The organism is Brevundimonas sp. GN22, assembly GCF_054824005.1.
Genome location: NZ_JSYD01000082.1, coordinates 1 through 8,908, shown reverse-complemented (window position 1 = coordinate 8,908; position 8,908 = coordinate 1). Strand labels below are relative to the sequence as shown.

At 62.1% G+C, this 8,908-nt stretch carries 8 protein-coding genes; 1 reads left to right on the top strand and 7 read right to left on the bottom strand.

Features of this window, described 5'->3' with window-relative positions:
- The coding region (locus tag OB03_RS11690; protein ID WP_461344244.1) for a DUF1643 domain-containing protein at nt 1-244 on the top strand (244 nt) is incomplete at its 5' end.
- Between the two features lie 29 nt (nt 245-273).
- On the opposite strand, the gene OB03_RS11685 is transcribed toward OB03_RS11690, so the two are convergent.
- The 7 genes from OB03_RS11685 to OB03_RS11655 form a co-directional block, all read right to left on the bottom strand.
- The gene (locus OB03_RS11685; RefSeq protein WP_242915213.1) at nt 274-1,911 is read right to left on the bottom strand and encodes a Na+/H+ antiporter; all 1,638 of its coding nucleotides are present in this window, start codon (nt 1,909-1,911) and stop codon (nt 274-276) included.
- A gap of 1 nt (nt 1,912) precedes the next feature.
- Entirely contained in the window at nt 1,913-3,226 is a 1,314-nt protein-coding gene (hflX, locus tag OB03_RS11680; RefSeq protein WP_461344243.1) for a GTPase HflX, read from the bottom strand.
- Entirely contained in the window at nt 3,227-3,472 is a 246-nt protein-coding gene (hfq, locus tag OB03_RS11675) for an RNA chaperone Hfq (RefSeq protein WP_242915209.1), read from the bottom strand.
- 105 nt (nt 3,473-3,577) lie between these two features.
- Entirely contained in the window at nt 3,578-4,438 is an 861-nt protein-coding gene (locus OB03_RS11670; RefSeq protein WP_242915207.1) for a D-amino-acid transaminase, read from the bottom strand.
- The gene (gene ntrX / locus OB03_RS11665) at nt 4,438-5,844 is read right to left on the bottom strand and encodes a nitrogen assimilation response regulator NtrX (RefSeq protein WP_461344242.1); all 1,407 of its coding nucleotides are present in this window, start codon (nt 5,842-5,844) and stop codon (nt 4,438-4,440) included. Before ntrX ends, OB03_RS11670 begins: the two co-directional genes overlap by 1 nt.
- Nucleotides 5,841-8,102, bottom strand: a complete 2,262-nt coding sequence (locus tag OB03_RS11660; protein ID WP_461344241.1) for a sensor histidine kinase NtrY-like — start codon at nt 8,100-8,102, stop codon at nt 5,841-5,843. The genes ntrX and OB03_RS11660 overlap by 4 nt, the downstream gene beginning before the upstream one ends.
- A gap of 62 nt (nt 8,103-8,164) precedes the next feature.
- Nucleotides 8,165-8,908, bottom strand: a 744-nt coding sequence (locus OB03_RS11655) for a tRNA dihydrouridine synthase (RefSeq protein WP_461344240.1), incomplete at its 5' end; no start/stop codon positions are given.

The following is an 8,908-nucleotide window of genomic DNA, read 5'->3' as shown; positions in this document are numbered from 1 at the left end:
CGTTGTCGCGTGCTCGCCCGCCAACCTGCCCGCCATCCGCGAACAGGCCAAGGGCGCGGCCCGCGTCGTCCTGTGCCACGGCAAGCTGAACAAGGCGCTGGTCCCCGCAGGTAAGGCGCTGGTCGAAGCCCTCACTGCTGACGGCATCGACCTCTGGTGCTTTGGCACCAATGGCGACGGCAGTCCCAAGCACCCGCTCTACCTTAAAGGCGATACGCCTCTACTGCGCTGGCAGCCTAGCTAAGGCCGCCAGTTCACGGGCTGTCTCGCGGATTAGGCGAAACGGATTTCCTCAAGGTCGATCTCGCGGATCAACTTCTTGGCGGTTTCCTCGTCCAACAAGTGCGTGCGGGCCAGCTTGATCATCTCTTCGCGCTGCGCCTTGAAGCACAGGATGCGCAGGTCGCGCTCGATGGCGTCCAACTTCTTGTTACGCTCGGTCTGATCGGGCGCAGTGCCGGAATGCAGGTCGATCTGCTGGCGATAGTCCTCCATCAGGCGGGCGACCACCTCGGCATGCTCGTCGGCGCGGGCATGCACGGCGGCAACGTCCAGCGCACGCTCGGACTCTTCCAGTGCACGGATAGCCGCTGCCGCTGCCGCGCGACGGGCGCGTTCCTCGGCACTTTGGACATGCGTATCCGGGGGAAGCTCCACGCCCTTGAGCAAGATAGGCAAGGCCACACTGGCTAGAACCAGCGAGACGATGATGACGCCCGCAGCGAGGAAGATGGCGAGGTTACGTGCCGGCAGCAGTCCACCGTCGGCCACGAAGAACGGCAATGTCAGAATACCGGCCAGCGTAATCGCCCCGCGAACCCCCGACAGGGCCATAACCGCCACCAGACGCCAACGCAGACGCGGGCGCTTTCCGCCCGACAGCTTGCCACTGAACAATGTCAGTTTCAGCGTCGCCCACACCCACAGAAACCGCAGTGCGGCCAAAACGCCGACAATGGCGAACACATAGATGCCGAGCCACCAGATCTCGGTGCGCTCGGTCGTGCGGATCACCTCGGCGGCACGGGCCATGATCGAGGGCAGTTGCTCGCCCAAAATAACGAAGATCAGGCCGTTAGCCGTAAACTGAACCGTGTCCCACACCACTGCGCGACGGATGCGCGTGGCGGCCATAGCGGTACCGCGGCGCTCGGTGATGCTCATAGTAATGCCAGCCGAAACGGCGGCCAGAATGCCCGACGCGTGTATGGCTTCGGCCGCGAGATAGGCCGCGAACGGGATCAGCAGGCTGATGAGGATTTGACCGCCGACATCCTCGCCCCAGCGGCGGCTGATGAAGCCTTTGGCCAGATTGATAGACAGGCTGACCACTACGCCGACCGCCAGACCGGCCAGTGCCAGCCACGCAAAGGTCCCCACGGCGCTGGTCAGGGAGAAGGCACCGGTTGTCGCTGCAATCACCGCGATGCGCATGCAGGTGAGGCCCGTAGCGTCATTCAGAAGGCTTTCGCCCTCCAGAATGTGCATCAGGCGCTTGGGCATCCCGCTGCGACCGGCGATGGCCGAAACGGCAATAGGGTCAGTGGGTGACAGGATCGCCGCAAGGGCAAATGCCACTGCCAACGGCATCGCCGGTATCATCCAGTTGATAAAGAAACCGAGCCCCAGCACCGTGAACACCACTAGCCCCAAGGCCAGTTCGAGGATCACTGCCCGATCCTTGTAAAGCGCGGTCTTGGGTATCCGCCAGGCGTCCACAAACAGCAGCGGCGGCAAGAACAGCAGGAAGAAAATCTCCGGCCGCAGATCGACGCTTTCGCCCGTGATCAGCACCACGCCTGCGCCCAGCGCGATTTGAACGAGCGGGAGCGGCAGGCGGGTAATCCGCGACACCCATCCCGACAGCACAACGGCCAGCAGAAGGAACAGCGCGGTTTCGATCAGGTGCATATCAACTCAGGATGTCGGGATAGGAACGTTCAAAACGGCCAAGCGCCGCAGGGTGCAAGCGAACGGTCACGCGGATAGTGCCGTCCTCTTCGGTATGACGATCGGTCACGCGGCCGTTTTCATACAGCCACGCCAGCACATCGCCACGCGACGACGGGATCAGGATGACGCTCTCGGGGTCATCGTCGATCAATCCGGCGATAACGTCGCGGAGGGTCTCGATGCCCTCGCCTGTCCATGCCGAGACGGCGACTGCCTTGCCTTCCTTGGCCAGACGTTCCGACTGACCCAAGATGGCTTCCTTGGCCTCGTCGTCCAGAAGGTCGATCTTGTTCCAGACTTCAAGAATGCGGCGGGTACGACCCTCCGGCGTCGGAATCTGGTTCAGAACCTCTTCGACGTCCTTGCGCTGGGCCTCGGTGTCCGGCGACGCGATATCGCGCACATGCAGGATGAGGTCGGCCTCGCCCACCTCTTCCAGCGTGGCGCGGAAGCTCTCGACCAGTTCGTGGGGAAGGTCGGAGATGAAGCCCACAGTATCGGCGATGATGGCGGGGCGGCCCTGCGGCAGTTTGATCGTGCGCTGGGTTGTATCCAGCGTCGCGAACAGCAGATCCTTGGCGAACACTTCGGACCCCGTCATGCGGTTGAACAGGGTCGATTTACCCGCGTTGGTGTAGCCCACCAGCGCCACAGCTGGGAAAGGGACACGCTTGCGGGCCTTGCGATGCAGGCCACGGGTGCGGCGCACCTCTTCCAGTTCGCCCTTCAGCTTGACGATCTTGTCGGCGATCAGGCGGCGGTCGATTTCGATCTGGGTTTCCCCCGGACCGCCGGTCGAGCCGGTGCCGCCGCGCTGGCGCTCAAGGTGGGTCCACGTGCGGACCAGACGCGAGCGTTCATAGTCAAGACGCGCCAGTTCGACCTGAAGACGGCCTTCCTTGGTGCGCGCACGACGGCCAAAGATTTCAAGGATCAGGCCCGTGCGGTCGATGACCTTCACGTCCCAAGCCTTTTCAAGGTTGCGCTGCTGAACGGGCGTCAACTGGTCGTCCACCACGACAGCCTCGGCCTCGGCGGCAAGCACCAGAGCCTCAAGCTCCTCGACCTTGCCTGACCCAAACAGGGTGGCAGGCGTGATGGAGCGAACGCGCACGATTTCCTCGGCGCGGACATCAAGGTCCAGCGCACGCGCCAACCCGACCGCCTCTTCGAGACGGTCGATGGCGTGACGCGAGTTGTCGGAACCCCTGTCGGGGTGAACTACGAGCGCCCGGATAAGCGGGACGGAATGGTCTACGAGTTTAGAGGACAATCACTCTTCTTCGGTTTCGGGCTCGAACATCTGCACCGGACCGGCAGGCATAATGGTCGAGATGGCATGTTTATAAACCAGTTGCGACTGGCCATCGCGACGGAGAAGCACACAGAAGTTGTCGAACCAGGTGACGATGCCCTGAAGCTTTACGCCATTGACCAGAAAGATGGTCAGCGGAGTTTTGGTCTTACGGACGCTGTTCAGGAAAGTGTCTTGAAGGTTCTGGCGTTTGTCTTGCGACATGGCAGGTTTATCCTGTTCTTGGTTATTTCTGAGCCCGCAAAGCGGACACAGGCCTTTTCAGCCCGCGTCACAGCTTAAACGCGCACGACCCAGGGTCGCAATGACTTAAATGGCGTTGCGGATCGCTTGTTCAAGGTACACGGCGCGCAGGCGCGTCGCGATTGGGCCGGGCTTGCCGTCACCGATCTTGTCGCCATCCAGTGAAACCAGTGGCATCACGAAGCTGGACGCCGCAGTCACGAACAGTTCCTTGGCTTTCTTGGCTTCCTCGACGCTAAACGGGCGTTCGTCCAGTTCGATGCCTTCTTCCTTCACCAACTTCATGATGGCGGCCCGGGTAATGCCGCGCAGGATGTTGGCCTGGGTGTCGCGGGTGCGCAGCTTGCCGTTCTCGTCCACGATCCACGCATTGGTCGAGGAGCCCTCGGTGACCATACCCATCTCGTCGAACAGGATAGCCTCATAGGCACCCTTTTCGCGGGCAGCTTGTTTGGCCAAGGCGTTCGGCAGAAGGCCGACCGTCTTGATATCGCAACGGCCCCAGCGGATGTCCGGATGAGTGATGCCCGCTGCGCCCTTGGCCGCCTTTTCCTCGCCCGCCGGAAGATTGATCGACTTGGACGTCACGATCACGCTCGGAGCCACACCCTTCGGGAAGGCATGGTCGCGCGGCGCGGTGCCGCGGGTGATCTGGAGATAGACGATACCGTTACGCACGCGGTTACGACGGATGGTCTCGCGCAGAACGACGCCCAGAGCTTGCGAGGTCATCGGAATTTCGATGCGCAGCTCCGTTAGGCTGCGGCCCAGACGTTCCATGTGGCCTTCGTAGTCGGCCAGCTTGCCGTCGAACACCGACCAGACTTCATAGACGCCATCGGCAAACTGGAAGCCACGGTCCTCGATGTGGACAACGGCTTGCGAATGCGGACGGTATGTCCCGTTTACGTAGGCGACCCTCGACATCAGGCGCCCTCTCCTTCTTGATCATCACCACCGCGAGACGGCGAAACGCCCAGCGATTTCAGTTTTCTGTGTAGTGCAGAGCGTTCCATACCGATGAAGGCCGCGGTGCGCGAGATATTGCCGCCAAAGCGCATGATTTGAGCCGCCAGGTAGTCACGCTCGAACACTTCGCGGGCTTCGCGCAGCGGCAGCGCAATGATGCGCTCATTGCCAAAGCTGCTGGAATTGTTCGACGCCACTTCCTGCGGAAGCATGTCGGCGCTGATCGGCTCGGCAGGATCACCCGTCGCAAGGATCAGCAGACGTTCGATGTTATTGCGAAGCTGACGCACATTGCCCGGCCACGGATGCACCTGAAGCACGGCAATCGCATCCTCGCCCAGTTGACGGCGCGATAGGCCCTGCGAGGACGACAGGGTGTCCACGAAATACTCTACCAACTCGGCGATATCCTCGCGACGTTCCGACAGCGGCGGGACGCGGATAGGCACCACGTTGAGACGGTGGAACAGGTCTTCGCGGAAACGCCCCTCTGCGATCTCGACCTTCAGATCCTTGGCCGTCGAGGTGATGACCCGCACGTCGACTTGGACGTCCTGATCACCACCGACGCGGCGGAAGCGTTGATCGACCAGAACACGAAGGACGCGGCTCTGGCTCTCGCGCGGCATGTCGGCCACATCGTCCAGATAGAGGGTGCCATTATGGGCCCGCTCGAACACGCCGATCTTGGCGGGACGGCCGTCGCTGCCTTCTTCACCGAACAGTTCCAGATCGAGGCGTTCCGGCGTCATGCCCGCAGCCGAGATGACTACAAACTCACCCTTGGCGCGGGGGCTATTGTCGTGAATTTGGCGCGCGACCAACTCCTTGCCCGACCCCGGCGGGCCGGAAATCAGAACGCGGCTATTGGCCGGAGCGACCTTGACAATGGTGTTGCGCAGGTTCTGGGCCGCAACCGACTTCCCGATCAGGCCCGACGGGGTCATGGCCTGCGCCCGCAGACGGCGGTTCTCGCGCTTCAGCGAAGCGGCTTCAAGCGCACGATCAACGACGACGACCAGACGGTCCGACTTGAACGGCTTCTCGATAAAGTCATAGGCACCGCGCTTCAACGCGCTGACGGCAGTTTCGATGTTGCCGTGACCCGAGATCATGACAACCGGCAGGTCTTCATCAAGGCCCTTGATGACGTCCAGCAGTTCGAGGCCATCCATGCCTCCGCCCTGCATCCAGATATCCAGCACAGCCAGCGAGGGTTTACGTGCCTTGACCGCCGCCAGTGCCTCTTCGGCATTGGACGCGGTACGGATGTGGTGACCCTCGTCCTCCAGCAGACCGGAAACCAGTTCGCGGATGTCGCTCTCATCATCAACGACAAGAATGTCGGCGCCGTTATTCTTCATGGGGCCTCTCGCTCGATGTTACTTCCCTTACCACCCGAAGATGGCCGTTGGGCAGCTTTCATGTTCTGACGAAGGGGAAAAACCATGGTGACGCGAGCGCCCGAAAGGCCCTCTGCATCGCCCAGTCGCAGTTCCCCGCCGTGGTCTTCACAGATACGTTTCACAATGGCCAAGCCCAGACCCGTCCCCTTTTCACGGGTGGTCACATAGGGCTCGGTCAAACGGTCACGATCCTTCTCCGGCAAGCCGATCCCGTCATCCTCGATGATGAATCGGGCATAGCCGGAAGAAACGTCAAGACGCGCACCGATACCCGGTACCGCCGTCTCGACACCCGTCGCCTTGCGGGCCGAAACGGCCTCGCCAGCATTCTTTAGAATATTGATCAGGGCCTGACGCACCATCCGGCCATCGCAGTCCAGAATGATCTCGGGCACCGGCTCGAACAGGTCCACGCCGATATCCGCCGCCGCAACGCGCTGGGCAAACACCGCCTCGCGCAGCATTTCGTCAGCGCGTTCCTCGGTGAAGCGCGGCGCCGGCATACGAGCGAAGGACGAGAACTCGTCCACCATGCGGCCGATATCACCAACCTGACGGATGATGGTCTCGGTGCAGCGGTCGAACACCTCGACGTCGTCCTCGACCTTGGCGCGGTAGCGGCGACGCAAACGCTCTGCCGAAAGCTGGATCGGGGTCAGCGGGTTCTTGATCTCGTGCGCGATGCGGCGGGCTACGTCACGCCAAGCTGCATTACGCTGGGCCGTGACCAGACGGGTGATGTCGTCGAACGTCAGGACCATCTCGCCGCCCTGTCCGCCTTCGATGCGCACCCGCAGGCGCCGCGTCTCGCCGTCGCGGGTGACGTCGATGTCTTCTTCGATATGGGCCTCGCCCCGCTCGGACAGCTCGCTCAGTTCTGGCGAAACCTCGCCCAGACGCTGGCCCTGCACGTCATCGAGCGTGATGGCCAACAGCTCGCGCGCACTATCGTTGATGGCCGAGATGCGGCCATAACGGTCCAGACCGATCACACCCGCGCTCACGCCCGACAGCACCGTTTCGATAAAGCGCGAACGGGTTTGTGCCTCGACACTGGCCGAACGCAGGGCGACCTGCTGGCTCTGGATGTCGTGTGTCATGCGGTTGAACGCTTCGGACAGCACGACCATTTCTGCGGGCGCGTCGGACGCATCGACACGCGCCTCCAGATCCCCGCCCGAAACACGCTCGGCGGCGTCGATCAGTCGACCGATCGGGCGCGAGATCGCGTTTGCCGCAGACATAGCCAACCACACCGCACCGACCAGAATGAGCAGCGCCGTTTCCAGATAGGCCAGTGCGAATGTCGCCTGTATCTGGGCGCGGCTCTCGTCCGCCTGACGATACGCCAGAATGGATTCCTCGCCCGTCCGCATGCGCTCGATCAGGCCGGGAGCCAGAGGGCGCACCACATAAAGATAGGCGTTGCCATAGTCAGGCAGCGGATAAAGGACGCGGATCGTATCGGGATTTTCGGTGACCGCGGCCGGAACCTGCTCGCCGATAGCCAGCGTTGCAAAGGCATCCTGAGGCGGCGCGACATAGGGGGGCGCATCCGGCTGTTCACCGCTGGCCAAAACCTCGCCCTTATCGTTGAGAATATAGAGTGCGGGATAGCCGAAGAAGTCGCCGATCTGGGCCAGTGCACGGCTGAACTGGATACGGTTGTCGAACACCGAACGGACCCCGCCCAGCTCTGTCGACATCGTCTCCAGATCGCGTTCCAGGCCCGCACCGACATCGGCCACATAGGCGCGACCGATCAGGGCGCCGTTCTCGACCGAGGAACTGACGTTGTCACTAAACCACTGGTCCACGCCGCGGTTGACCAGCACGCCGAACACCAGCGCGATCAGAACCGCTGGAACCACCGACACAAACGAGAACAGCATCACAAAGCGCAGGTGCAGTCGCGCGCCCGCTTCGTGACGTTCCTTGAACAGTGCAAAGACCTGACGCCCCACGCCTGCGGCCAAAAGCCCGATCAAGGCAAGGTTGGCCAGCAATGCATAAAGGATGATACGCGCCGCGGTGGCACGCCCCTCGCCCGCCGCGCCCGGAGCCACAGCCACGATCCAGATCGCCAAGGCCGTAACGATAAAGGCCACCGCGTAGCCGACACCGAAAACCGCGCGAGGACGATCCATCCAGAACCGCCCCTTGAAGGGGTGCCCTGTCGACGGAGTCTCGTCCTGTTCCACACGCGGTTGGGTCATCAGGTTCCAGCTTCGACTAACTGTGGCAAATGTTCAACAGCATAGTTGCGTTATTGTGCCAGTTAGCCGAGCCAAAGCGCGCGAAGTGCGGCTTCGACCTCCTCCAGACTGTCCAGACGGCACAGCCGGGCCTTGGCCTGACGGCGTTCTTGCGGGTCTTCCGGCCACGGTGCCTGCTCGATGTACCAACCCAGATGCTTGCGGAACATCTTGAGGCCTAGCGGGAGTTTGTAGAACTCGGCTGACGACCGCATGTGTTCGATGACGATGGCGAATCGTTCTTCGCGGTCAGGTTCGGCCAGTTGGGTGCCATCTTGAAGAGCGCGTTCAAGATGCGACGCCAGCCATGGGCGCCCATAGACACCTCGTCCCAGCATCAGGGCATCGGCACCGGATTTATCCAGAGCCTCGCGTGCCTGTTCGGCGGTGATGATGTCGCCATTGACGACCACCGGAATGGAGACGGCCTGCTTGACCTCGGCGATCGCATCCCAGTCGGCGACACCGGTGTAGAACTGCTTGCGGGTGCGACCGTGAACCGTCACGGCCTTCACGCCGATTTCCTCGGCCTTCTTGGCGAGAACAGCGGCGTTCAAACTGTTCTCGTCCCAGCCCAGTCGCATCTTCACCGTCACCGGACGGCTGACGGCATTGACCGCCGCCTCCATCAAACGACAGGCCAGATCGGGCGTGCGCATTAGGGCCGAGCCACAGGCCGCGCCCGTCACTTCCTTGGCCGGACAACCAAAGTTCAGGTCGATGATATCGGCACCAGCCTGCTCGGCCATCTTGGCACCGTGGGCCAT

Excerpts from the sequence above, each read along its gene's own strand:
- OB03_RS11685 (WP_242915213.1), bottom strand. The coding sequence starts at position 1,911 with ATGCACCTGATCGAAACCGCGCTGTTCCTTCTGCTGGCCGTTGTGCTG.
- hfq (WP_242915209.1), bottom strand. The coding sequence starts at position 3,472 with ATGTCGCAAGACAAACGCCAGAACCTTCAAGACACTTTCCTGAACAGC.
- OB03_RS11670 (WP_242915207.1), bottom strand. The coding sequence starts at position 4,438 with ATGTCGAGGGTCGCCTACGTAAACGGGACATACCGTCCGCATTCGCAA.
- ntrX (WP_461344242.1), bottom strand. The coding sequence starts at position 5,844 with ATGAAGAATAACGGCGCCGACATTCTTGTCGTTGATGATGAGAGCGAC.
- OB03_RS11660 (WP_461344241.1), bottom strand. The coding sequence starts at position 8,102 with ATGACCCAACCGCGTGTGGAACAGGACGAGACTCCGTCGACAGGGCAC.